A 21,991-nucleotide genomic window follows, 5' to 3' on the forward strand; every position below is an offset into this window, starting at 1 on the left:
TCACGTTCTCCGCCGACTTCTGCGTCACTTGTCACGGGGGCGTCATAGAAGCCGCTGCCCGGCCTCAGATGCCACATGCGGATCGTGGGCGGCATGGCTGACCTGCTGAACACAGATCACGTTGAGATCGACGGTTTTGCGATAGACGCTCTTGTTGAGCCACGGGACGAACGTGTACTCGACATACGCGTTGCTGCCCACAGAAATCCATGTATGTAGCGTACTGAACATCGTGGACTCCTGATAGTTACTGGATATCATGAGGTCATCGACTGTGCGGTGGTGGAAGCTCAAGTTCTTTCCGTCGATGACACCAAAGGTACGCGTGCAAGGAGAGAAAAACCATCGTACGAACGGGTGGCGTGGTTCTTCATTCGCGTGAGCGGTTCATACAGGGGTATGCTCGGGTCATCTGGATGCTGGCGCCGCCAGGGAAACGGCGGGAGTGGTGCGAAGGAGGTCGTCAGGAAGCGCGAAGTCGTTCGCTGAGGGCGAGTGAATACGCACTACTCGCGTTGGCTATACGAAGATATAGTCGTCCTGGACCAACGCCTTAATCGGGCAACCACATGCACGTTTGCCGATACGCAGCCGCTGCGGTATTTTTCACTCGTCGCTATTTGTCGGGCGTCGTTCGACTCGCCCGCGCAAGCTTTCAAAAAGCTTCTAAATCTCCGATGCCCCATTTGGCCGCAATCAGAATAGGGCGGCAACAATCGGCCGAGAGGGGCCGAACGAAAGACCTGAAATTAGGAGAAGCCGTTGAGTTCAGGATCTGGCTTGACTTCGACGAAGGGCGCGTCTGATGGTCCGCCGTCGATGGTGTACGTAATCGACGACGATGAAGCGGTGCGAATCGCACTTAACGCTCTCCTGCGCTCGGCCGGATTGCATGTGGAGACTTTCTCAGCCTGCCGCGAGTTTCTGGCGTTCCCGAAGAAGGCTGTGCCGAGCTGCCTGATTCTCGATGTGAGGCTGCAAGGCGAAACGGGGCTTGCATTTCAGAAGGAGCTTGCGAAAAGCGAAATCCGGATGCCGATTGTTTTCATGACCGGATACGCCGACGTTGCGATGTCGGTCAGAGCCATGAAAGCCGGTGCCTTCGATTTTCTCGCCAAGCCGTTTCGGGACCAGGAAATTCTCGACGCCGTTACCGACGCACTGGCGCGCGACGGAGAGCGTGTGCGGGCCGAACAGGCACTTGTCGCGCTGCGCACTGCCTTTGCTTCGTTGACCATTCGCGAACAGGAGGTCGTCCGCTATGTCATCTCGGGCCTGATGAACAAGCAAATCGCTGCGCAGATGAAACTCAGCGAAGTCACCGTCAAGATTCATCGAGGACACGCAATGAGAAAACTGGCTGCGCACTCCGTTCCGGATCTTGTCAGAAAGGCGGAAGCACTTGGCCTCAAACCGCAAGTGGACGGACCTTCCTGATCGTTGCCCTGTTACCGACGTCCTGGCAGAATCGTGCGGGGACGGGTGCGCCAGCGGGCGATTACAGATTGCCTTGCGGCGGCGGCTCCTTCAACGCGAGGCCGAGCCAGCGCACCACGTCGTCGGCTGCAACGGGTTTCTCGAGCAAGACCAGTGCGCCATTTTCAATGACTTCGGCGTGCAGGTCGGGAGTTGGAAACGCGGTGATAAAAATGGTGGGTGGTGCATTTCCCTGGCTACGAAGCCGGGCGTGCAGCGCGACACCGGACATGCCGGGCATTCGTACGTCGGAAATCAGGCAGGCGGTGTCTTCCACGTGTCCGGATTCGAGGAACTCCTCGGCAGATGCGAAGGTGCGTACGTTCCAGCCCAACGAACGAACGAGGTTCGCAGTCGCGATACGGACTGCCTCATCGTCGTCAACGATCGTAACTACCTCAGACGTATCCACGAGAAGGACCCCGATCGTCGAGAAGAAGGAAGGTGTGCGGATGAGATCGACAGCGCATTGCGAAGAATAGTACGTGCATGCCGGAACCGGAATAATACGGATGTATGTAGCGCACGTGATGGAGTGCCAGGCATTTGCCGAATACTTGTCTTCTGAGGGTACGCGTGCTCCGAGTGTTGCCGCTTTTCACGTCTGTGAAGCCGTAGCGGAAATGAGTCGTAAGGCACGTTGGGAAGGCAGCATCCTTGCAGCGTGCGACGCGTTTGCTAGTATAAAAACCATGCCCTGTCGCGAAACGAGAACTACACGGAACCCGCGAGGCCTCGACTCGCGAAGTCGGTCTGACGATCGGGTGGTGCGGTCCAGGGCAGTGCACCGCCGGCCGTACGCTCCAACCTTGAAAACGAGAATTCTTGCCAGGAGGTCAGATGGAGCAACGCAAAGAACTGAGCGGCCTGACTAACGAGCTCTTTCGGCAAGTCGTGGAGGCGGCTCCCAACGCCATGGTGATGGTGGACCGTGCCGGCAAGATCGTTCTCGTGAATGCGCAGGCGGAGAAGCTGTTCGGTTATGCGCGCGAAGAATTGATGGCGAGAGGTATCGAAGCGCTCGTGCCCGAGCGTTTCCGATCCGGTCATCCGGGTTTCCGGAGCGCATACTACACCGACATGCGGAGCCGCCCGATGGGGACCGGCCGCGATCTCTACGCAATGCGTAATGACGGCTCCGAATTCCCCGTTGAAATAGGACTCAATCCAGTCTCAACCGACGAAGGCACGTTCGTCCTCGCGGCCGTCGTCGACATCACCGAGCGCAGGAGGCAGGAGGAACGTTTCCGGCAGGTCGTGGAAGCGGCGCCTAACGCGATGGTGATGCTCGATCGCGATGGCCGGATCGTCCTCGTGAATGCGCAGACTGAAAAACTATTCGGCTATCCGCGCAATGAACTGGTTGGCCAGAGCATCGAAGTACTCGTTCCCGAACGTTTCCGCTCGCGCCACCCGGACTATCGTGACGCGTTCTATAGCGACCTGAAGACCCGTCCGATGGGGGCGGGCAGGGATCTATACGCGCGGCGCAAGGACAGTTCGGAGTTTCCCGTCGAAATCGGCCTCAATCCCGTCTCGACCGACGAAGGCACGTTCGTGCTGGCCGCCGTCGTCGACATTACCGAGCGCAGGCGTCTGGAGGAGCGCTTCCGGCAGGTGGTGGAAGCGGCGCCTAGCGCAATGGTGATGGTGGACCACGATGGCCGGATCGTTCTCGTGAACGCGCAAACGGAGAAGCTCTTTGGCTACCCGCGCAACGAGTTGATCGGGCAAAGCATCGAAGCGCTCGTCCCGGAACGTTTCCGTGCGCACCACCCGGAGTATCGCGCGTCGTTCTACAGCAATCTGACGAGCCGCCCCATGGGAGCCGGCCGTGACCTCTACGGGTTGCGCAAGGACGGCTCGGAATTTCCCGTCGAGATCGGCCTGAATCCGCTGTCGACCGACGAAGGGAAATTTGTCCTCGCAGCCGTGGTCGACATCACGGCGCGCAAGCACGCGGAAGATGAGTTGCTTAGAAAAACCGACGAATTGGCCCGCTCGAACAAGGACCTCGAACAATTTGCCTACCTGGCTTCGCACGACCTGCAGGAACCCCTGCGAGCAGTCGCCGGCCCCTTGCAGATGCTGCAGATGCGATACAAGGGGCAACTGGATAACCGCGCCGATGAATTCATTACACACGCGGTCGACGGCGCGACGCGGATGCAGGCGCTCATTAACGATCTGCTCGCCTATTCCAGGGTTGGCCGCTCCGATGACGCCCGCCAGTTGACTGACTGCGCGCAGATACTCGATCAGGCGCTCAAGAGCCTGAGCGTCATGATGGAGGAAAGCGGCGCCGAGGTGAGGAAGGAAACGTTGCCTACCCTGGTGGCGATTCCGACGCACCTTACGCTTCTGTTCCAGAATCTCATCGGCAACGCCGTCAAGTTCCGTGACAAGTCACGCCCTGTACGGATCGACGTGGGTGCGAAGCGTCAGGGCGAGGGGTGGCTATTCTGGGTCAAGGACAACGGAATCGGCATCGATCCGCAATACTTCGAACGGATTTTTCTGGTCTTTCAACGCCTGCACACGCGCGCAGAGTATCCAGGCACCGGGATTGGCCTGGCGCTTTGCAAGCGGATCGTCGAACAGCACGGCGGCCAGATCTGGGTCGAGTCTGCTCCGGAGGAGGGCGCGACGTTCTTTTTCACGCTGGGCGTCAAGAACACAATCTGAAGCCGAACACGAAAGAGAGGAGACTACGATGCTTTCCGAAAATAGCGAGCAGATGTTTCATATCCTGATGGTGGAGGATAGCCCCACGGATGTGATGATGACGCGCGAGGCGCTGGAATACTACAAGGTGCTCAATCCGCTACACATTGCGGAGGACGGCGTGGAGGCAATCGAGTTCCTCAAACGCGAAGGAAAACATGCAAACGCACCCCGTCCCGGCCTGATCATCCTGGATCTCAACCTTCCGCGAAAGAGCGGCCAGGAAGTGCTACAAGAGCTGAAAACCGATCCGGAATTGATGAACATTCCGGTCGTCGTGCTGACCACCTCCAAAGCCGAGGAGGACGTAGCGAAGTCATATGGCCTGCACGCGAACTGCTACATCACCAAGCCCGTGGACTTCGAGAAGTTCGTTCAAGTCGTGCGCAGCATCAACGACTTCTGGCTTGGCGTCGTGACGCTACCCCCCTTTAAATCGTGAACATCGATCATGAAATACATATCCTCCTGATCGAGGACAGCGCGACTGACGCACTGTTGATCGACAGGGTGCTCGAGGACGTGGTGGAGTTCAAGTACCACGTGGTGCGCACCGAATCCATGGCGGAGGGCGTCGCGCGCGTGCGAACCGCGCATTTCGACGTGGTGATCCTCGACCTGGGGCTGCCGGACGCAAAAGGGGGGCTCGACACCTTCAGGAAATTCCAGCAGATGGTGCCCGACATGCCGGTGCTGGTTCTCACCGGGCTGGATGATAATTCGGTCGGTCTGCTGTCCATCCAGCACGGTGCACAGGACTATCTCCTCAAGAAGGATATCCGCGCTTCGGAACTGAGCCGCGCGATCCGTTACGCAATCGAACGCCACCGCGTCGCGGTCGAGCTAAGGGCGAGCGAGGAACGCTTTCAGCTCGCGGTGAGGGGCGCGACGGCAGGCTTGTGGGACTGGAATCCGCAGACGGGCGCAATGTACTTTTCGCCTCATTTCAAGGCAATCATGGGCTATGCGGAAAATGAACTGCCCAATGAAGCGAGCGTGCATCAGGAGGCCATTCATCCAGAAGACATCGATCGGGTGACAGCCTGTCTCACTGCGCATCTGGAGCACAAGAACGCCTACGACGTCGAATATCGTATCCGCACCATGTCGGGGGAATACCGATGGGTTCAGTCTCGCGGACAGGCGCTCTGGAACAATTCCGGCCAGCCCTATCGGATGGTGGGCTGGATCATCGACGTGACCGAGCGAAAACTCGCCGAAGAGGCACAGCGCGATTCACGTGAACGGGCGGCGGACGCGTTGCAGCAGACCCAGGCCGATATGGCGCGCCTGAACCGCGTCTTGATGCTCGGCGAAATGGCGGCCTCGATTGCGCACGAGGTCAAGCAGCCTGTGTCCGCGGTCGTCATGCATGCTACGGCGGGATTGCGCTGGCTGGATGCCCAGCCTCCGGAGCTGGAGGAGGCACGGCAATCGCTGAATCACATTCTCAAGCAAGGCAACAGGGTGGTGGAGGTCGTCGGCCACGTGCGATCGCTCGTCAAGCAGGCGCCGCCGCGCGAGGACCCGGTAGATATCAACGAGGCCATTGTCGAAGTGCTGGCCCTGATCAACGCCGAGTTGCAGAGAAACAGCGTGCGGTTGCAGACATGCCTTTCCGCAAACCTGCCGCCTGTGCTCGGGGACCGGGTCAAGATGCAGCAGGTGATCGTCAATCTTGTCATGAATGCTTCGGAGGCGATGAGCGCAGTGCGTGACAGACAGCGCGAACTGACGATCGTCTCTGAGCGGAGTGACTCGAACGATGTGATAGTCGAGGTGTGGGACACCGGTCCGGGGCTTCCACCGGGGAGTACAGAGCAATTATTCCGCTCGTTCTACACCACCAAACCGAACGGAATGGGCATGGGACTCTCCATTAGCCGATCGATTGTCGAAGCCCATGGCGGACGACTATGGGTCACGCCTCGTGAGCCTCACGGCTCGGTGTTCCGTTTCACACTGCCAATCGAAGCGAATGTTGCACAATAGCCGGAATCCTCGTTTTTGCCGGTTGCCGGTTCATCCCAGGGAACAATCCAACCATGATAGTCAGCATCCCAACGATCAGCGAGAGCTTGCGCGAACGCACGGCGCTTCTTTCAGCCAACCCGACGGCCGTGAACGAATGCGTATACGAGACTCTGATGGACGTCGAGGGCTATAAAGACCTAATGCCGTCAGTCAGGCAGGATATTGCAGCGTCGATCGAATTGACGGCTGGTTTATGGTTCCAGTCGCTTCTGACGCATAAGCCGCCGTCGGCGGAGGACATGGATCGCTTTCAGGAATTCGGCCGCCGGCGCGTTCACCAGCGCGTGCCGCTGCAATCCGTGCTGCGGGCCTTCCGGATTGGATCGCGTGAGATCTGGCGCACTTACATTGCGCTGGGTGAAGACGATAGAAGCCTCATTGAAGAACTGCTGTTCGTCATCTCGCCGTATCTCTTCGACTTTTTTGACGTCATGGCGCAGAGCATCGCGCAAAGCTATCTCGAAGAGCAGTATCAGCAAGCACGCTGGCGTGAGGCGTTGCGTCATCAGCTTTACAACATTGTCTTTTATACGCCAGAAGATCACGACGGCTTTCGGGAAACAGTGGAAGCGCTGGGACTCGATTCCACCGCTCCACGTGTGGGGCTTGCCATCGACGTCGATCTACCCGAACACACGTCGTACGAACGTGAACGAGAACTCGATCGCATCGCACTTGCGTCAGCGCGTCATCTTGCTGCCGCGCCAGGCGATCTGGTGCGGGCGTGGCATCGTGGCCGGCTGATTCTGTGGGCTCCGTGCCTGCGAGGCGATTCGATCAATCGGATCGATCGCCTGACGGCGGAACGGGCCAGTACCTTGGCGGGTGCGGTGCCGGAGCTTCGTCGCATCGGCGTTGGCCTGATGAACGAAGGCGCGTCGGGCTGGGCGGCCACGGTTGACGAAGCGATCAGGGCATTGGACTTCACGCCAAAAAGTCAGGGCCGGCCGCAGGTCGCAATGTATTCGAGCATCCTCATCGAAGAAAGCGCGCGTCATGCAGCGAATGCGCGGCGCTATCTCGTTTCGCTGCTCGAACAGCTAGCCAACGAGCCTGAGCTGGTCGCGACGCTGCAGACTTATTTCGAACAGGGACAGCGGCGCGGCCAGTCGGCGGCCGCACTTGGCATTCATCCCAACACGCTGAACTACAGGATGGAACGCATTGAAGCGCTGCTTGGGGCGAGCCTCGACGACGTCGGCTGGATCGAGAAGCTTGATATCGCCCTGAAGCTGCGCCGGGCGACGATGTGAGTCCTCAGCTTGCAGGCCGCTGTCATCACGTCGTGGGTTGGGAGATCACGATACGAAAGTTTAAGTTCGGATTGCCGGTGGCAGCCTCAGGTCAGAAAATGCTGACTCGACTCATGGTTCGAGTAACTCACGTTGATCCATTTCCCCGTTGCCCATTCGCCCTCCCGCACCGCGCCCGACGACCAGATTGCGCGTTACGACGCCACCGTCGGCATGATCAGCGCGGCATTGGTCATTGTCTATTATGAAGGCGAGGTCAAATTCGCTTCGCTTGGGATGGACAGGCCGGAACTGGTTGCGAAGTGGCTCCTGACTGATCTCGTCCGGCGAGCAGAGTCAAGCAGGCGAAAACGCCCACTCGATTGAGAACGTCGGTGCTCTCGTATTGTTAGGCACTACGCCCGCGCCCGGATTCCCCTGCCGACGAAAGAGAATTCGCATCGCGTGTTTACCGGGAAGCTTTTCGGGACACAGTTTTGTTTGTTACGCGAACTAATCGGGCGCTTTGACGGGCCACGTGCGAGACGTTGATATCTTTCAGAAGGTGGGCACTTCGAGAACACCGACGCTTATGAGTTGTTGCGCAGACAGCAGAGATTCATCATGCTGCTCGACTACGGCTGCGACCCGGAATACAGCTTCGACGACGTCGCAAACCTGGTTCGCATGGTAAGGGTGGAGTTCGGCATAGAGTGCCGCGAGCCACGTTATGCGCGTTTGAAACCAGGCGCGTTCGGTTTGAAGACCGAGTTGATCGCCCGGTCTTTTGATGAATTCAGGAGCAAGGCCGGGTGTTTTGCCGTATGGCTGCGCACCCACTTTCCATCCACCGTGGAAGGTGTGCCCGACGTGTGGGGCATCTACTCATCATCAAACCGAAACTCACTGAAAGCGCACCTCACGACGGGCGGCAATACAAGGACGAACAAGCCAGTTTCCCAAACGAGACGACGGCAAACCAGTTCTTTGACGACGTACAGTGGGAATCACATCGCGCGCTCGGCTATGAGCAAGCGGCACTGCTTCAATAGAAGGCTGGGTTGTGGTATGAGCACTATGCGTCGCTATTGAACATGCCGAGGAAGCGAAAGAGGTGGCGCGCTGTGGAGACTTAAACGTGTCAGCGTTAGTCATTCGCCGGAGAGCCCGTGAAACGCACGACGGGAAGCTGGGGAAGCCAGGCTTCCTGTTTTTTATCGCAGGGCGTGACCGCACGAGGACGTGTCATGGGGAAACAGAACGACGTAAAGGATGGCGGATACCGCGACAGTTTCGCCTGAACGCGGTAAGTAACCACAGGCCGGTTGCGATTGTGGACCACGCGCAAAGTGCGTCCGGCGATCGCGCGGCACGGAACATCCAAAAGGTCTCGCGACCCCCTGAATAGACTGAACGTGTAGATGAATTCAGCCGTTGCTCGTGGTGCGTCGGCGGTCGCGAGCAGTGTCTTGAGTTTGGTCAGCCGGTTGCTCGGCACCATGAAGATTCGCACGATTGCGGGAGCGTAACGCCGTGCGCCCCGACCACGGACTCGCGTCGCACGAGCATCTGTTGTCTCGAGAGGTTCAACTGACGTAGTTCCAGGGCGACTGGGGCCGACGCGACCGAATCGCGGACATGCCCCCCAGGAATTTAAACATAAATATAATTAGCGAACTTTCGTATGTCATCCTAAGAATTGATCGCGATGTCAAACACGACTTCATCGCGGAACATCCAAGCACTCGTGGGAGATGAGCGCGTGCGCCGTGGTGCAGGGTAAAAAAACGAGCACGGTATCCGCCGCCAGATTCTGGCAGGCAAATCAAACGGCGAGGTCCAATATCTCGCGGGGCTCAACTCTGATACGACAGTACAACGCCTACGCCGCATGGGTTAGAAGCACTTATGGCGAGACTAGCGTGAAAGCCTTAGGTAATAATCATCGAAGACCTATGTTCCCGCATGCATGACTGTATTGCCAGACAGATTCGGCCGCCGAGGACTTGAGGAGGCGGGCTTATCGCCCGCATCGATCGCGGGGGGACGTGCAAGCCACGCGGCGACGATTTGTTGTCGTGATAGCGACAGTGCCTGTGAAGCGGGCATGAGCGGCGGTGAAGACTCGCTGGGCGGATCTGCGGGATTTGTCTGGCTTCGTGAACTGCTCCGCAAGATTTCTTCCACTCGCGCTATTTTCCTGACACTTTTTCTTTTCTGTTCTATCTGCGCATCGTTCGATGCGTGGCCATTTTGACACTTTCGTGCTGACTTCAAAACTCTGTTTCGGTGGGGCGTGCTTCTGACCGTTCTTTTTTTTGCCACCAGCGGCGAAACTTCTGAATATTCCCGGAACCCTCGGGGTGCGCCGGCGTCAACTCGCCATGACGCGAGCAAAGGGAAACTGCAGGCTTTCGCGCGCCTTTCCAGGCGCGATGGCAGAAATGCCGCGACGGTCCAGACGTGAAGCCACAGGATGTGGCACCAGAAACGGGCGGCCGCTGATTCGATGTGCATGGCGCGCACCGTCCGGGCGTGCGCGCGCGACTGCGTGCAAGCGTGACGCGGGCGAAATGCTTACCATGGATTACGCAGGCCGATTTCGCGTCGAGCTGGCATTAAAGTCGCATGGTGAGCCGGCGCTCCGGCGCAGCCTTTTACGGAACCCTTTCATGCGTTGCGAGTGCGGCGACGAATCGATCAGGCATCCTTACAAAAAGACTCCTGAAGCTGACAGCTTCATCGAATCGAAGTCGCGCACCCCATCAATCGTAATCTTCGACACGAACGGGAGTCGTCACCAATGAGTCAGATAGCGAAGCGATCGAGCGAAATCGACTTTTTCCGGGGTTTCGCATTGATTTCCATCGCGCTCGATCACATTCCTTCCAGCGTGCTTTCGCATGCGATGCTGCACAACTTCGCATTCTGCGACTCCGCGGAAGTTTTCGTGTTCGTGAGCGGCTATGTATGCGCGGCGAGTTGGCTCGCCATTGCCGGACGCAAGGGCGAGGGCGCGGCCAACCGGCGCTTCTGGCGTCGCGGGCGCGAGATCTACGCCGCCTACCTGTGCACCGCTGCGCTCATGCTGCTGTCGGGCGCCGCCGCGGTGATGCTGCGGGTGGATTCGCCGCTGGTCGCAGAGTCGGGTTATCTGCGCTTCGCCGCGCAGCCGTTCACGATGCTCGCCAATATCGCGGTGTTTCGCGACCAGCCCTATCTGGCCGGCGTGCTGCCCATGTACATCATGCTCGTGATGATCCTGCCATTCGTGATGCCGCTTGCGCGCCGCTCGCCCGATCTCGTGCTCGTGGGCAGTTTCGTGCTGTGGTTCGGCGGGTGCTGGCTCGTGGGTTATCTGCCGACCGCGCCCGGAGCCATCTGGCCGTTCAACCCGTTTGCCTGGCAGGCCATGTTCATGCTGGGCCTGCTGTGCCGCATCTATCCGGTGTCGCGCGCGTTCCAGATCTCGTGGACGGGCCGCGCCTTGACGGCGTTCGCGCTGGTGCTCGTCGTCACGTTCGCGTTCATCCAGTTGTTCGCCGATCTGGACCCTCAGCCTGGCTACATGAAACAGAATCTCGCGAGCGTGCGCATCGTGAACTTTGCCGCCGTGGCCTGGCTCGCCGCGCAGGCGGTGCGCAAGGGCTGGATAGCATGGCTTGCGCAACGGCTGCCGGCTGTCGTCACCGTGGGGCAGCAGGGCCTCGTCTGTTTCGTGGGGGGCGCGGTGGCTTCGAATGTCATCGACACGCTGCTGCGTGCAACACACGTCACCGCTTCCTTGCCCGCACGGCTCGCGGGCGATGTGCTCGCGGTCGGCGCATTGCTCGTGCTTGCGGGTGGCGTGCGGCGCCTGAAAGCGGTACGGCCGCGCGTCGCGCTTACGTGAGGCGCGACGGCGACGATTCAATGCACGACACGCTCACGCCTTGCCGAGTTCGCGCACGTCCGTGACGGGCACCGTTCCGAATGCCTCGCTCAATGCATAGTCGATCAATTGTTGCGCGGCCGCTTCGGGCGTGGACAGCAAACCGTTCTGCTTGAGCTGTTCGAAGCGCTCGCGCATCGGGAACTGGTCGACGCGCGTCGCACGGATCGCCTCCTGCATGCCGGTGTCGATCACGCCCGGCGCGATGCTGCAAACGCGCACGCCGGCGGGCGCGTCGAGGGCGACGGCGCGCGCGTGGTGGTCGAGCGCGGCCTTGGTCGCGCAATACACGCTCCAGCCCGCATACGCGTTGCGCGCGGCGCCGCTCGAAATATGCACGATGCGGCGCGACGCGTTCGCGTCGAGCGCAGGCGTGGCGGCGAGCGCATTCGCGAGCATCAGCGGCGCTGCCACGTTGAGCGTCACGGCGCGAGCGATGGCGAGCGGGTCCTGCGCGCCGAGCGGCGCAATCGGCTCGACGGTGCCCGCGTTGTTGAAGAGCAGCACGCACTGCGCGCCGAGCGCGAACGCATCGAGCGTGTCGCCTGCCAGCCAGCGCTCGAGTGCGGCGGGATCGGCGAGGTCCACGACGGCCTGGGCGAACCGTTCCGGATGGCGGGAAGCCAGTTCCGCATGCGCGCCACGGCCGAGGCCGAGCACCTCGATGTCCCGCTGCAGCAGCGATTGCGCGAGCGCCGCACCCAGCCCGCGCGTATGGCCAGTCACGATGGCGCGCAGGGTGGAACGGGGGGCGGATGTCGAAATCGTCATGGTGTCGTAATGAAAAAAAGGATGCGATCCTTGCGTGCGCAAGGTGTGGATGCATGAAATTCGGGGGATTTTGCCGCGCGCCGCGTGGATTCGCGGTGTGGCGCGGCACACGATGGCGGACGCGAAACCGGCCGCAACAATTGATTGCCCGGTTGGATCGGCCGTGTTTTCGGTATCATAGCGTCCGGTTCCATATGGAAGAGATCTGGACGTGAAAGCCGCATCGCAACAACGCCGTACCCTGAGCTTCAAGGAAGGTCTTCTTGAGATCAAGAAGAGCATGGGGGGCGGCTCAGGCCAGCCGGCCGAAGAACAGGCGCAAAAATCGCAAGGCAAGGCCGCTCACAAGGGCACGAAGAGCCATGGCGGCTCGCACGCCCCGAAGGGCCCACGTGCGCCGAAAGAGGGTTCGACAACTGCTGGCGCAGCCGGCGGCAAGGACGAGCGTGCGCGCTCGCGCCACGGCCGGCCTCAGGGCGCGCGAGCGCAGGAGCAGAATCAAGGCGAGCAGGGGCAGCGTGCGCAGCAGCCGCGCCGGCCGCAGCAGCCGAAGCCGGCCCGCGGGCCTGAGGCGGGCGAGCGTTCCGGGCAGCAGCAACGCCGCCGTCCGGCGCGTCCCCAGCAGCAGCCGGCCGCGAATCTGAGCGAGGCCGAAAAGGCGCGCATCGAGCGCAACCGCCAGCTCAACACGGTCTGGAACGTGTTCGCGAAGCACTACCCGGCGTTCCGCGACCGTTTGCCGCTCAAGATCGGCGTGGCCGAGGATCTCGTCGCGCGTCATCCCGAGTACGAGCGCGCGATGATCGTCGCCGTGCTCAAGCGCCATGTGAATCATCCGCGCTATCACGAGCGTGTGGCCGCAGGCGGCTCGCGCTACGAACTCGACGGCACGGCCTCGGAAGGCCCGGGCATCGATCCGTCGCACATCGGCCGCGCGAATGCGGCGCTTGCGCGTCAGAAGGCCAAGGCCGAGGCGCAAGCCAAGGCGCGCGAAGAGGGCAAGACCCAGCCCGAGGCCAAGGCACAGCCCGACGCCAAGGCCGAGGCGAAGACCGAACCCGCGCCCCAGCCCGAAGCCCCGGGCGTCGAGCCGCAAGCCCCGTCCAACGTGCCGGAAGCCGCGGTCCAGCAGCCGGAAAACGGCGAGACGCCCGCAAGCGGCGCCTGAGCCCGCGCGCCGGAAGTTTCCCTTTCGAGAAGCGCCCCTCTCACGGCATTGCCGCGAGAGGGGCGTTCGCACGTCTGGCGGGCGCGCTGTCGATCGATGCGCGCGCAACCTTCGGCGCGCGCGCCGGCCTTCGCATCGTGATCCCGGATGCTTTCGATGCGCATCGCATGGCCGCCGATCCCACGCAGGGCAGCCTGAGCGAAGCAGGAAACGGTGTTAGCGCGCGTTGGCCGACGCGGCGTTTTGCATGGCGGCCTGCGCGGAAGCCGCCGATGTCGCGGAGGGGGCACCGGCAGGCGCGGAGGCGCCGATCGCGGCCGTTGCCGCCGCAGCCGCAAAGGCGGAAGCCGCCGAAGCCGCCAGTCCGACGCTCGCAGGCGCGTCGCTCGCAGCAGCCGCGCTAGCGGTGTCGAGCACCCGGCTGAACTCCACGGCGCGCGTGCGGATCTTTTCCGCATAGGCCTTCGAGCCGCCATAGTTCTTCATCGCCGCGTTGAGGTCGCCGCCGGCCGCGCGCTGATAACCATAGAGGATCGACGAGCCCACGTCGATGTTGACCTCGGGGTCGGTGAGATCCTTGTTGTGCAGGAGATTGCGATGCGCCGACGGCACGACCTGCATGAGTCCGGTCGCGCCATTCGCGCCGTGCGCCTTCTCGCGAAAGCGCGACTCGATCGAGATGATGGCGAGCAGTACCGCAGGTGGCAGCGAATACTTCTCGGCGGCGCCCGTGACGGCTTGCGAGATTTGCGCGGCTTTCTCTTTCGCGATACCGAACTTTTGCGTGAGGTATTTCGAAACCGCGCCGGACATGGCGCTGGAACTTGCGGGAGCAACCTCGCTCGCAGCCGATGCGCTGACGATGTCGCTAGCGGGCGCCTGCTGCTGCGCCTGCGCGGCCGCGGTTTGCACGAGGCCCGGCAACAGGACGAGCAGGCAGAGTAACTGCCTCATGGCCGGTGCATAGGAGAAAAAGAAGGCGCAAGTATAACCGGCCCCGATTAATGAGGCCGGCTGCATGTCATCCCGTTTTCACGTCCCAGACCGGTGCCGGGGCCGGGCGTGGCGCCCGGCGCGGCTTGAGGCAGGGTTCACGCCGGGTTCAGTCCTTCTGCACCGAGGCCTTCCAGATTTCGTCGATGCTCGCGGCGAGCGCGGCGTCGAACTCGGCGTCGCTCATCGACTGCGTGAGGTCGTTGATGAGCGCGCGCGAAAAGCTGGCAATCATGCGATGGTTTTTGGCGAGACGCTCGCACGCGTCAGTGCGCGAATAGCCGCCGGAGAGCGCCACCACGCGCACCACGCGCGGATGTTCGATGAGCGGCAGATAGAAGTCCGGCGTATCGGGAATCGTGAGCTTGATCATCACGTTCTGCGAGGCGGGCAGCGCGTCGAGCCCCTTGAGCAGTTCGTCGCGCAACAGCTTCTCGGCCTTGGCCTTATCGGGGGCCTTGATCGAGACTTCGGGCTCGAGAATCGGCACGAGTCCGTGCGCGGAAATCTGCGCGCCGAACGCGAACTGCTGCGCGGCGATGGAAGCGATGCCGGAAGGCGAGGCATGCTCGATCACCGAGCGCATCTTGGTGCCGAAAATGCCGGCCTTCACGGCTCGTTCGAGCAGGGCGTCGAGGCCCGGAATCGGCTTCATGAGGCGCACACCGTCGGACTCGGCCTCCAGCCCCTTGTCGACCTTGAGGAACGGAACGACACCGCGTTCGTTCCAGAGGAAATCGGGCACGGGCTTGCCTTGCGCCTGGCCGTCCATGGTCGCCTCGAAGAGGATCGCGCCAATCACCTTTTCGCCAGTGAATGCGGGGGCACTGACGATGCGCACCCGCATTTCGTGGATCAGGCGGAACATTTCGGCGTCGCCGCTATATGCGCTTTCAGGGATGCCGTACTGCCGCAGCGCGCCAGGCGTCGAACCGCCGCTCTGGTCCAGCGCGGCAATGAAGCCCGGTTTGTCGCGCATCTGCGCCAGCATTTGCTCGTTTGCCATCGTCGTATCTCCCGTATTTGGGGCGCCCTTGCGGGCGCGGTTACTCGAATCCGGTCGCCGCCTGCTGCGACGAGTGTACTTGCGCCGCTGCGCCGCGTCTTTGCCATTATGTGGGCATGGCCGCGCAGCCGCGCTGAAGCAGGGAAACGATAAACCTTAGCAATTGCGGTGCCAGGGGGATCGTGGCAAGCGCTGTCACACGATGACTTGCGCCTGCGCGCTGCGGTCGTTCGCGAGCAGCGTCGAGAGCTTGCGCAGCGCGGCCTGCAATTGTTCGCGCCCGCCCGTCGCGCCCAGCGAAATGCGGATCGCGTTCGCCGTTTCCGGGCCTTGCTGGAACGCCGTGGAGGGCGCCACGGCGAGGCCTTCGGTGCTTGCGGCCGCGGCCAGTTCGCGCGCCTGCCAGTAGCGCGGCAGCGCGTACCAGAGGTGAATGCCCGCGCCCGCCGACGATCCCAGCGTGTGCGCCGCGATGCGCTGACGCTCGCGCGCTTCGGCCTTTACATCCGCGAAGATCTGCTCGGCCACGCCTTCCTCGATCCAGTGTGTGGCGAGCCCGTTGGTGAGCGGCGCGGCCATCAGCGAGAATGTGCGCAGCGCGGACACGAGGCGCGTGCGCGCCTCTTCGTCGGGCAGCGCGAGATAAGCCGTGCGCAGGCCGGGCGAGAGCGTCTTGGAAAGCGTCGCGAGATAGCAGACCTGAGCGGGCGCGAGCCGGGCAAGCGGCGCGGGCGCATCGGGCGCGAAACGCCAGTAAGGATCGTCTTCGACGATCAGCGCGCCGCAGCGCTGCGCGACCTTCAGGATTTCCAGCCGGCGGGCCTCCGGCATGGTCGCCGTCGTCGGGTTCTGCAACGTGGGGTTCACGTAGATGAGCCGCGCGGCGTGTTCGCGGCAAGCCGCTTCGAGCGCGTCGGGGCGCATGCCGTGGGCGTCGACGGCAACAGGGGCGATGCGGCGGCCCAGTTGCGCGGCCGCGTGCGGCAGGCCCGGATAGAGCAGCGGCTCGGCGAGGATGACCTCGCCTGGCTGCGTGAAGGCGAGAATCAGCGCGGCAAGCGCCGCCTGCGCGCCGGGACAGACCACCACGCGATCGGGCGCGACGTGGCCGAGCATGGGCTGCAGCCACTTCGCGCCCGCCTGCCAGTCGGCGCGGCCGCCGCCGCCCATGTGGTAAGTCATGAGCAGATCGGCGTCGCTGCGCACCAGCACGCGCGCCATGCCTTCGCGCAGCAGCGCGTTCATGTCGAGGTCGGCGGGCGCAGGCGGGATGTTCATGCTGAGGTCCACGCGCTGGAGCAGCTCGGCGCGCGGCGCGGCGATGAAGGTGCCCAGCGGCCCGCGCGCCTCGATCAGCCCGCGCCGCCGGGCTTCGTTGAAGCCGCGCGTGACGGTGGTCAGATCGACCGCAAGCAGGGTGGCGAGACTGCGCTGCGCGGGCACGCGCTCGCCGGGGCGCAGTGTGCCTTGCGCCACCGCGGCTTCGATGAAATCGGCGAGCCGCAGGTAGCGCGGGCCGTTGCCGGACTGCATCGCCGTGGCCCATGCATTGATCTCTCCGGCGCTTTCAGCAGGTTGGTCGTGTGTCATTCTGTCGCGGATGTATGCGTCATGTCTTACTCTAGCATGCGTGCATGAAGCGCGTAAATCCATACATATAGGCTATGTATGGCTTCTGCGGCGGCCCTCCGAGGCCGCTCGTGCGGCAGCAGAGTGAGCACGTATGGATGGGTTTGCGCGAACGTCAACCTTGGAACCAGACATGCGCAATCCAGACCCTCGCTCGGGGCGGGCCGCTACGGCCGGCCCGCCTTCTTCATCACGTCCACCCCTGATTACCCGCTTCCTGCGCCGCGCCGCGCTCGTCGCCGCGGGCGCGCCGCTCGTGCTGCTCAGCGGCTGCGACATGGCGCTGCTCGCCCCGAAGGGCGACATCGGGGTGCAGGAAAAGAACCTGATCCTGATCGCACTCGGCTTGATGCTGCTGGTCGTGATTCCCGTGATCGTGCTCACGCTGTGGTTCGCGTGGCGCTACCGCGCGTCCAACACGAACGCGACTTATGCGCCGCGCTGGTCGCATTCCACGGCCATCGAAGTGGTGGTGTGGACGATCCCCTGCGTGATCGTGCTCACGCTCGCCGTGCTGATCTGGCGCACGACGCACTCGCTCGACCCGTATCGCCCAATCGAATCGCAAACGAAGCCGGTGCGAGTGGACGTGGTCGCGCTCAACTGGAAGTGGCTCTTCATCTACCCGGATTACGGCGTGGCCTCCGTGAACCAGCTCGCGATTCCCGTGGATACGCCCGTTGAGTTCAACCTCACGGCCGAGTCGCTGATGAACTCGTTCTTCATCCCGCAACTGGGCAGCCAGGTGTACGCGATGCCGGCCATGCAGACGAAGCTGCACCTCATCGCGAACGAACCCGGCATCTATGCGGGCCGCTCGGCGGCGTTCAGCGGCCCGGGCTTCTCCGATATGCATTTCGAAACGCTGGCCAAGAGCCGCGCCGACTTCGACGCCTGGATCGCGCAGGCGAAGGCGTCGCCCACGATGCTCAGCCGCGCCGCCTACGAACAGCTCGCCTTGCCCGGCGAAAAGACCCCGGTGACGCTCTATTCGAACGTCGCGCCGGGCCTGTTCGACGGCGTGGTCGGCAAATACATGCGCGACGTGCACGGCAATCCGATTTGCGGCACGGTCCCCACGGTCCCCAGCGCAGTCCCTGGCACAGGCGCCCCGGCGCTCACGCTCAACCGTAGTGCCATCCTGGCAGCGGAGTAATCACACCATGTTCGGAAAACTCACGCTCGACGCCGTTCCCTGGCACGAGCCGATCATCATGGGCACGGGCGCCGTCGTGGCGCTCGGCGGCCTCGCCCTGCTCGCCGCGATCACGATCGCGGGCAAGTGGGGCTATCTGTGGCGCGAATGGATCACCTCTGTCGATCACAAGCGCATTGGCGTCATGTACATCATTCTTGCCGTCATCATGCTGCTGCGCGGTTTCGCCGACGCGATCATGATGCGCGCGCAACAGGCGCTCGCGTATGGCGACGCCGCGGGCTATCTGCCGCCGCATCACTACGACCAGATCTTCACGGCGCACGGCGTCATCATGATCTTCTTCGTGGCGACGCCGCTCATTCTCGGCTTGATGAACGTGGTCGTGCCGTTGCAGATCGGCGCGCGCGACGTGGCCTATCCGTTCGTCAACTCGCTTTCCTTCTGGCTTTCGGTGGTGGGCGCGATCCTCGTGATGGTCTCCATGTTCGTGGGCGATTTCGCTGCCACGGGCTGGGTGGCGTATCCGCCGCTTTCGGAGCTTGGCTATAGCCCGACCGTTGGTATGGATTACTACATATGGTCGCTGCAGCTATCGGGTCTCGGCACGACGCTCTCGGGCATCAACTTCATCGTCACGATCCTGCGCATGCGCGCGCCGGGCATGAAGATGATGCAGATGCCGGTGTTCGTGTGGACGGCGTTCATCACCAACATCCTGATCGTCGCGGTGTTCCCGGTGCTCACCGCCACGCTCGCGCTGCTCACGATGGACCGCTACTTCGACATGCACTTCTTCACGAACGAGTTGGGCGGCAACGCGATGATGTACATCAACCTGATCTGGGTCTGGGGTCACCCGGAGGTGTACATCCTCATCCTGCCTGCGTTCGGTGCGTTCTCGGAGATCATCGCGACGTTCTCGGGCAAGCCGCTGTTCGGCTACAAGTCGATGGTCTACGCCACGTCGTCGATCGGCATCCTCTCGTTCTTCGTGTGGCTGCACCACTTCTTCACGATGGGCTCGGGCGCGAACGTCAATGCGTTCTTCGGCATCATGACCACGGTCATTTCGATCCCGACGGGCGTAAAGCTCTTCAATTGGCTCTTCACGATGTATCGCGGCCGCATCCGCTATCACAGCGCCACGCTCTGGACCATCGGCTTCATGGTGACATTTGCCGTGGGCGGCATGACCGGCGTGCTGCTGGCCGTGCCGGGCGCGGACTTCGTGTTGCACAACTCACTCTTTCTCGTTGCGCACTTCCATAACGTGATTATCGGCGGGGTGGTGTTCGGCTGTCTTGCGGGCGTGAGCTTCTGGTTCCCCAAAGTGTTTGGTTTCACGCTCAACGAGTTCTGGGGCAAGGTGTCGTTCTGGTGCTGGCTGATCGGCTACTGGCTCGCGTTCACGCCGCTCTACATCCTCGGCTTCGAAGGCATGACGCGCCGCATGAATCACTATGAAGTAGCCGAGTGGCATCCGTGGCTCGTGGTGGCGCTCGTGGGCGCGGTGTTCGTCGGCCTCGGCATTCTCTCGTTCATCGTGCAGATCGTGGTGAGCCTGCGCGACCGCGAAGCCAACCGCGACGTGACCGGCGATCCGTGGGACGGCCGCAGCCTCGAGTGGTCGACCGCTTCGCCTGCGCCGTTCTACAACTTCGCCGTGCTGCCGGAGATCACTTCGATGGAGCAGCACTGGGACAACAAGGAAGCGGGCCGCGCCTACGTGCAGCCGGCGAAGTACGAGGACATCCATATGCCGCGCAACACCGGCGCGGGCTTCATCATCGCCGCATTTAGCCTGCTGTTCGGCTTTGCGATCGTGTGGCACATGTGGCTGTTCGCGGCGGTGGGCCTCATCGGCATGATCGCCACGTTCATCGCGCGCACCTACAACCAGGACGTGGATTACTGGGTTCCGGCCGCCGAGGTCGAGCGCATCGAGAATGCGCGCTTCAGGCAACTCGGCATCCAGCGTTTCGATCAATCCGAGCACATCGAGGAGATGGCATAAACCATGGCTCACGCTGCTACTACTCACGGCCATGGTCATGCTCATGGTCACGATCACGACGACAGCACCAGGACCACGCTGGGCTTCTGGATCTACCTGATGAGCGACTGCCTCATCTTCGCGACGCTCTTCGCCACCTTCGGCGTCCTCGCGAATGCGACGGCAGGCGGTCCGGGCGCAAGGGATCTGTTCGAACTGCCCTACGTGCTGGGCGAAACGCTGCTGCTGCTTGCGAGCAGCGTCACCTTCGGCATGGCCATGCTGAATCTCTACGCGCAGCGGCGCGGCCAGGTGATCGTGTGGCTCGCGATCACGTTCCTGTTCGGCGCGGGCTTCGTCGCGATGGAAGTGAACGAGTTCGCCAAGCTCATCGCCGATGGGGCGGGGCCCGGCACGAGCGCGTACCTTTCGGCGTACTTCACGCTGGTCGGCACGCACGGGCTGCACGTCACGGCGGGTCTGTTGTGGATCGCGATCATGATGCACCAGACCTTCAAGTTCGGTCTGACGGGCACGATCCGCCGCCGTCTCGCCTGCCTGAGCCTCTTCTGGCACTTTCTCGATCTCGTGTGGATCTGTGTATTTACGTTCGTTTACCTGCGAGGTTTCCTGTGAGCCAGTCCCATGCCACTCAACACGCCGTGCATGACGCGTCGCACGGCAGTTTCAAGGGCTACATGATCGGCACCGTGCTCTCGCTCGTGCTGACGCTCGCGTCGTTCGGCGTGGTGATGTTTCGAGTCGTTTCGCCGGGCTTCGGGCTCGCGGCCATCGTCGTGCTCTGCATCGCGCAGCTCGTCGTGCAACTCGTGTATTTCCTGCATATCGGTGCGTCGCGCAGCCAGCGCGCCAACACGAGCATCTTCATCTGCACGGCGTTTCTGATTGCGGTGATCGTCGGGCTTTCGCTGTGGGTCATGCACAATGCGAACGTCAACATGATGCCCACGCAGATCTCGATCGACCGCGCCATGGCGCACGACTGAGACATCAGGTTGCGTCCCTCAATACTGCGCGCCGGGCACCTTGGGCACAGTGCATGCGCTATACGAAGCGTCGCGACACACCGTCGCTTTTACGTGGAGTGTGACCATGAACAAGGACCAGGTGAAGGGCACGGCTGAAAAGATGAAGGGCAAGGTCAACGAGGCCGTGGGCCGCGCAACCGACAACCCGGCGCGCGAAGTGAAGGGGGACCTCCAGCAGGAAGCTGGTCAGGCACGCAAGAACGTTGGTGACATGAAGGAGGCCGCAAAGGATATGGCGAAGGAAGTGAAGCGCCATCACTGATAAACGATGGCTAACCGACAGCGCCGCCGCCTCGAAAGAGGCGGCGGCGTCATGCTATCCGCATGCGGCGAGCTCGGCGCTCAGGCCGGCGGGTTCAGCACCGCGAAGGTCGCGTTGGCTTTGAGCACGCAGCGCTCATCCACCATCAGGCGGCATGTGGCAAAGCGCAGGCGCGCGCCCATTTTGTCGAGCGCAACGTGCGCTTCCAGCCAGTCGCCGGGACGCACGGAACCGAGGTAATCGAGGCCCAGATGCGCCGTGACCGCCGGACGTTCGCGTCCCGCCGCGCGTATCATGGCCGCGCCGATGGCCGTGTCGGCGAGCGTGGCCAGCATGCCGCCGTGCGCGATATCCAGATTGTTCAAATGGCGCTCGCTCACGCGCGTGCCGATCACGCCGCGGGCTTCGTCGAAGTAAAGCGTGCCGAACTGGCCCATATAGCCCGTGCGGAACGGCAACGCCACGAAGCCGGGCGGCGGGGCGTCGTCGTTTTTGATAGTTGCGTTCGCAACTTCCAGCGATATCTCGTTCGCTTGCAGGCGTTTGTTCATTGTCCGGGTTCCA

At 62.1% G+C, this 21,991-nt stretch carries 21 protein-coding genes and 1 pseudogene; 15 read left to right on the forward strand and 7 right to left on the reverse strand.

The window, feature by feature from the left end; all coding sequences use genetic code 11:
- Positions 1 to 42 precede the first annotated feature (42 nt).
- Positions 43 to 231, reverse strand: a complete 189-nt coding sequence (locus AB4Y44_RS09150; RefSeq protein WP_342920790.1) for a hypothetical protein — start codon at positions 229 to 231, stop codon at positions 43 to 45.
- A 588-nt stretch (positions 232 to 819) separates the two neighbouring features.
- Between AB4Y44_RS09150 and AB4Y44_RS09155 the strand changes: the two genes are divergently transcribed.
- Entirely contained in the window at positions 820 to 1,437 is a 618-nt protein-coding gene (locus AB4Y44_RS09155; protein WP_342920904.1) for a response regulator, read from the forward strand.
- A 61-nt stretch (positions 1,438 to 1,498) separates the two neighbouring features.
- Here AB4Y44_RS09155 and AB4Y44_RS09160 read toward each other — a convergent pair whose 3' ends face one another.
- Positions 1,499 to 1,888 (reverse strand): response regulator, encoded by a 390-nt coding sequence (locus tag AB4Y44_RS09160; RefSeq protein WP_342920789.1) that lies wholly within the window; start codon positions 1,886 to 1,888, stop codon positions 1,499 to 1,501.
- 428 nt (positions 1,889 to 2,316) lie between these two features.
- Between AB4Y44_RS09160 and AB4Y44_RS09165 the strand changes: the two are divergent.
- The 8 genes and pseudogenes from AB4Y44_RS09165 to AB4Y44_RS09200 all read left to right on the forward strand — a co-directional run.
- Positions 2,317 to 2,709, forward strand: a pseudogene (locus AB4Y44_RS09165) (PAS domain S-box protein); the annotation flags it as partial.
- Positions 2,692 to 4,161, forward strand: a complete 1,470-nt coding sequence (locus AB4Y44_RS09170; RefSeq protein WP_342920903.1) for a PAS domain S-box protein — start codon at positions 2,692 to 2,694, stop codon at positions 4,159 to 4,161. The pseudogene AB4Y44_RS09165 and the gene AB4Y44_RS09170, both read left to right, overlap by 18 nt.
- Positions 4,162 to 4,189: 28 nt before the next feature.
- Positions 4,190 to 4,642, forward strand: a complete 453-nt coding sequence (locus AB4Y44_RS09175; RefSeq protein ID WP_342920788.1) for a response regulator — start codon at positions 4,190 to 4,192, stop codon at positions 4,640 to 4,642.
- On the forward strand, positions 4,639 to 6,192 hold the full coding sequence (locus tag AB4Y44_RS09180) for a PAS domain-containing protein (protein WP_368699280.1): 1,554 nt from the start codon (positions 4,639 to 4,641) through the stop codon (positions 6,190 to 6,192). The genes AB4Y44_RS09175 and AB4Y44_RS09180 overlap by 4 nt, the downstream gene beginning before the upstream one ends.
- Positions 6,193 to 6,245: 53 nt before the next feature.
- Positions 6,246 to 7,487, forward strand: a complete 1,242-nt coding sequence (locus AB4Y44_RS09185) for a helix-turn-helix domain-containing protein (protein WP_342920786.1) — start codon at positions 6,246 to 6,248, stop codon at positions 7,485 to 7,487.
- A gap of 132 nt (positions 7,488 to 7,619) precedes the next feature.
- Positions 7,620 to 7,853 (forward strand): hypothetical protein, encoded by a 234-nt coding sequence (locus AB4Y44_RS09190; RefSeq protein ID WP_342920785.1) that lies wholly within the window; start codon positions 7,620 to 7,622, stop codon positions 7,851 to 7,853.
- A gap of 237 nt (positions 7,854 to 8,090) precedes the next feature.
- Entirely contained in the window at positions 8,091 to 8,558 is a 468-nt protein-coding gene (locus AB4Y44_RS09195; protein WP_368699281.1) for a hypothetical protein, read from the forward strand.
- Positions 8,559 to 10,269: 1,711 nt separating this feature from the next.
- Positions 10,270 to 11,358 carry an OpgC domain-containing protein gene (locus AB4Y44_RS09200; protein WP_342920782.1) on the forward strand — a complete coding sequence of 363 codons (1,089 nt, stop codon included), beginning with the start codon at positions 10,270 to 10,272 and terminating at the stop codon, positions 11,356 to 11,358.
- A 33-nt stretch (positions 11,359 to 11,391) separates the two neighbouring features.
- On the opposite strand, the gene AB4Y44_RS09205 is transcribed toward AB4Y44_RS09200, so the two are convergent.
- Complete coding sequence (locus tag AB4Y44_RS09205) at positions 11,392 to 12,168, reverse strand: SDR family oxidoreductase (protein ID WP_368699282.1); 777 nt, start codon at positions 12,166 to 12,168, stop codon at positions 11,392 to 11,394.
- A 211-nt stretch (positions 12,169 to 12,379) separates the two neighbouring features.
- Here AB4Y44_RS09205 and AB4Y44_RS09210 point away from each other — a divergent pair, with 211 nt between their 5' ends.
- Positions 12,380 to 13,336 carry a ProQ/FINO family protein gene (locus AB4Y44_RS09210; RefSeq protein ID WP_368699283.1) on the forward strand — a complete coding sequence of 319 codons (957 nt, stop codon included), beginning with the start codon at positions 12,380 to 12,382 and terminating at the stop codon, positions 13,334 to 13,336.
- Positions 13,337 to 13,552: 216 nt separating this feature from the next.
- Here AB4Y44_RS09210 and AB4Y44_RS09215 read toward each other — a convergent pair whose 3' ends face one another.
- From AB4Y44_RS09215 to AB4Y44_RS09225, 3 genes are all read right to left on the reverse strand, one after another.
- Positions 13,553 to 14,290 carry a transglycosylase SLT domain-containing protein gene (locus AB4Y44_RS09215; RefSeq protein ID WP_342920779.1) on the reverse strand — a complete coding sequence of 246 codons (738 nt, stop codon included), beginning with the start codon at positions 14,288 to 14,290 and terminating at the stop codon, positions 13,553 to 13,555.
- A 148-nt stretch (positions 14,291 to 14,438) separates the two neighbouring features.
- Positions 14,439 to 15,335, reverse strand: a complete 897-nt coding sequence (locus tag AB4Y44_RS09220) for a fructose bisphosphate aldolase (RefSeq protein ID WP_368699284.1) — start codon at positions 15,333 to 15,335, stop codon at positions 14,439 to 14,441.
- A 195-nt stretch (positions 15,336 to 15,530) separates the two neighbouring features.
- Positions 15,531 to 16,925, reverse strand: coding sequence for a PLP-dependent aminotransferase family protein (locus AB4Y44_RS09225; protein ID WP_368699285.1), 1,395 nt, complete (start codon positions 16,923 to 16,925; stop codon positions 15,531 to 15,533).
- Between the two features lie 172 nt (positions 16,926 to 17,097).
- Here AB4Y44_RS09225 and cyoA point away from each other — a divergent pair, with 172 nt between their 5' ends.
- From cyoA to AB4Y44_RS09250, 5 genes are all read left to right on the forward strand, one after another.
- Positions 17,098 to 18,120, forward strand: coding sequence for a ubiquinol oxidase subunit II (cyoA, locus tag AB4Y44_RS09230; protein ID WP_368699286.1), 1,023 nt, complete (start codon positions 17,098 to 17,100; stop codon positions 18,118 to 18,120).
- Positions 18,121 to 18,127: 7 nt separating this feature from the next.
- Positions 18,128 to 20,137 (forward strand): cytochrome o ubiquinol oxidase subunit I, encoded by a 2,010-nt coding sequence (cyoB, locus tag AB4Y44_RS09235; protein WP_342920775.1) that lies wholly within the window; start codon positions 18,128 to 18,130, stop codon positions 20,135 to 20,137.
- Between the two features lie 3 nt (positions 20,138 to 20,140).
- A complete protein-coding gene (cyoC, locus tag AB4Y44_RS09240) occupies positions 20,141 to 20,752 on the forward strand; it encodes a cytochrome o ubiquinol oxidase subunit III (RefSeq protein ID WP_368699287.1) in 612 nt (203 codons plus the stop codon).
- Complete coding sequence (gene cyoD / locus AB4Y44_RS09245) at positions 20,749 to 21,123, forward strand: cytochrome o ubiquinol oxidase subunit IV (protein WP_368699288.1); 375 nt, start codon at positions 20,749 to 20,751, stop codon at positions 21,121 to 21,123. Before cyoC ends, cyoD begins: the two co-directional genes overlap by 4 nt.
- 106 nt (positions 21,124 to 21,229) lie before the next feature.
- Positions 21,230 to 21,427 (forward strand): CsbD family protein, encoded by a 198-nt coding sequence (locus AB4Y44_RS09250; protein WP_342920772.1) that lies wholly within the window; start codon positions 21,230 to 21,232, stop codon positions 21,425 to 21,427.
- Between the two features lie 80 nt (positions 21,428 to 21,507).
- Here the strand turns inward: AB4Y44_RS09250 and AB4Y44_RS09255 are convergent, their stop codons facing one another.
- A complete protein-coding gene (locus tag AB4Y44_RS09255) occupies positions 21,508 to 21,978 on the reverse strand; it encodes a PaaI family thioesterase (RefSeq protein ID WP_342920771.1) in 471 nt (156 codons plus the stop codon).
- Positions 21,979 to 21,991 lie beyond the last annotated feature (13 nt).

Origin of the sequence: Paraburkholderia sp. BR10937, from assembly GCF_040965695.1 — a bacterium.
GTDB lineage: Bacteria > Pseudomonadota > Gammaproteobacteria > Burkholderiales > Burkholderiaceae > Paraburkholderia.

Coding starts and splice junctions, on each gene's coding strand:
- AB4Y44_RS09150 (WP_342920790.1), bottom strand. CDS start 231: ATGTTCAGTACGCTACATACATGGATTTCTGTGGGCAGCAACGCGTAT.
- AB4Y44_RS09155 (WP_342920904.1), top strand. CDS start 820: ATGGTGTACGTAATCGACGACGATGAAGCGGTGCGAATCGCACTTAAC.
- AB4Y44_RS09175 (WP_342920788.1), top strand. CDS start 4,190: ATGCTTTCCGAAAATAGCGAGCAGATGTTTCATATCCTGATGGTGGAG.
- AB4Y44_RS09185 (WP_342920786.1), top strand. CDS start 6,246: ATGATAGTCAGCATCCCAACGATCAGCGAGAGCTTGCGCGAACGCACG.
- AB4Y44_RS09195 (WP_368699281.1), top strand. CDS start 8,091: ATGCTGCTCGACTACGGCTGCGACCCGGAATACAGCTTCGACGACGTC.
- AB4Y44_RS09200 (WP_342920782.1), top strand. CDS start 10,270: ATGAGTCAGATAGCGAAGCGATCGAGCGAAATCGACTTTTTCCGGGGT.
- AB4Y44_RS09205 (WP_368699282.1), bottom strand. CDS start 12,168: ATGACGATTTCGACATCCGCCCCCCGTTCCACCCTGCGCGCCATCGTG.
- AB4Y44_RS09215 (WP_342920779.1), bottom strand. CDS start 14,290: ATGAGGCAGTTACTCTGCCTGCTCGTCCTGTTGCCGGGCCTCGTGCAA.
- AB4Y44_RS09220 (WP_368699284.1), bottom strand. CDS start 15,335: ATGGCAAACGAGCAAATGCTGGCGCAGATGCGCGACAAACCGGGCTTC.
- AB4Y44_RS09225 (WP_368699285.1), bottom strand. CDS start 16,925: ATGACACACGACCAACCTGCTGAAAGCGCCGGAGAGATCAATGCATGG.
- cyoA (WP_368699286.1), top strand. CDS start 17,098: ATGCGCAATCCAGACCCTCGCTCGGGGCGGGCCGCTACGGCCGGCCCG.
- cyoB (WP_342920775.1), top strand. CDS start 18,128: ATGTTCGGAAAACTCACGCTCGACGCCGTTCCCTGGCACGAGCCGATC.
- cyoC (WP_368699287.1), top strand. CDS start 20,141: ATGGCTCACGCTGCTACTACTCACGGCCATGGTCATGCTCATGGTCAC.
- AB4Y44_RS09250 (WP_342920772.1), top strand. CDS start 21,230: ATGAACAAGGACCAGGTGAAGGGCACGGCTGAAAAGATGAAGGGCAAG.
- AB4Y44_RS09255 (WP_342920771.1), bottom strand. CDS start 21,978: ATGAACAAACGCCTGCAAGCGAACGAGATATCGCTGGAAGTTGCGAAC.